The sequence below is a fragment of the Pseudomonas sp. VI4.1 genome, assembly GCF_002029345.1.
GTDB lineage: Bacteria > Pseudomonadota > Gammaproteobacteria > Pseudomonadales > Pseudomonadaceae > Aquipseudomonas.
Genome location: NZ_MULM01000003.1, coordinates 1 through 1,091, shown reverse-complemented (window position 1 = coordinate 1,091; position 1,091 = coordinate 1). Strand labels below are relative to the sequence as shown.

The 1,091-nt window shown below is 58.8% G+C and carries 1 protein-coding gene; it reads right to left on the bottom strand.

Translation table 11 applies throughout. The features are described from left to right. Positions 1 to 27: 27 nt before the first annotated feature. Positions 28 to 1,047, bottom strand: a complete 1,020-nt coding sequence (locus BZ163_RS00015) for an IS30 family transposase (protein ID WP_010792770.1) — start codon at positions 1,045 to 1,047, stop codon at positions 28 to 30. Positions 1,048 to 1,091 lie beyond the last annotated feature (44 nt).

Sequence of the window (1,091 nt, the reverse complement as noted above, 5' to 3'; positions counted from 1 at the left end):
GGCGGCCTCAGGTTCCAAGTGCAACAGTCAGTTGATAATGTTGAGCCGATTGGTTGCCAGCAGTTGCAGATGATCCGTCAACACTTCAACAGGGAATTTCCAGCCCAATGTCTGACGAGGTCGGGTGTTGAGCAAGTCGGCAATCTCGTCCAGCCGCTCCTGGCTAACCAGCGACAAATCGGTGCCCTTGGGTAAGTACTGCCGGAGCAGGCCGTTCGTGTTCTCGTTGCTGCCTCTTTGCCAAGGGCTGTGCGGGTCAGCGAAGTAGATCTTCATTCCCGTACGAGCTGTCAGCTCTTGATGCTTGGCCATCTCGCTGCCTTGGTCATGGGTCATGGTTTTCAGCAGCGCCGGTGCCATCCGCGAAAGTTCTCGCGTCATCCCCTCTAGCGCGGCGTCTGCGGTGGGCGCATCCAACTTGGCCAGGATCACGAAACGGCTCGTGCGCTCGACCATCGTCGCTACTGCCGAGCGATTGTTCGCGCCCATGATCAGGTCGCTTTCCCAATGACCTGGCACTTGTCGACCTTCGACCTCTTCAGGCCGGTAGCGAATATTCTGTTCAGCTGGATAGCGCTCGCGCCGAGCTGGCGCAGTGCTGCGAGTACGCCGCTTGCTGCCGCCCTGGCGCAGGTAACCAATGAGTTGACGCTTAAGCTCGCCGCGTGGGTATGCATAGATTGTCAGGTAGATCGTTTCGTGACTCACATGCCGCTCAGGATTATCAGGCCAGTAGTCCTTGAGTCTGGCGGCAATTTGCTGAGGAGACCAGCCCTTGGCTAACATGCTGTGTACGACCTGGAACAGTTCAGAACCAGGGGCAAGAAGCTTGCTGCGCCTCGGGACGTGTCTGAGGGCACGGGCTCGAGCACCGGCAGTGCTGGCGTCATAGTGCCCAGGCTGCGACTGGCGCCGCACCTCTCGACTCAGCGTGCTGGGTTGGCGCCCAAGAACTTGGGCGATGGCTCGCAGCGAGGCGCCTTGCATACGCATGATCATTAGCGTTACGCGCTCTTCGATGGTCAAGTGGGTGTAGTGAGTAGTCATGCAGCACCTTACCTCGGGTGTTGCACTTGGTCACTGAGACCGCC

What these genes read in the sequence shown, in the direction of transcription:
- BZ163_RS00015 (WP_010792770.1), bottom strand. Translation starts at nt 1,047, where the DNA reads ATGACTACTCACTACACCCACTTGACCATCGAAGAGCGCGTAACGCTA.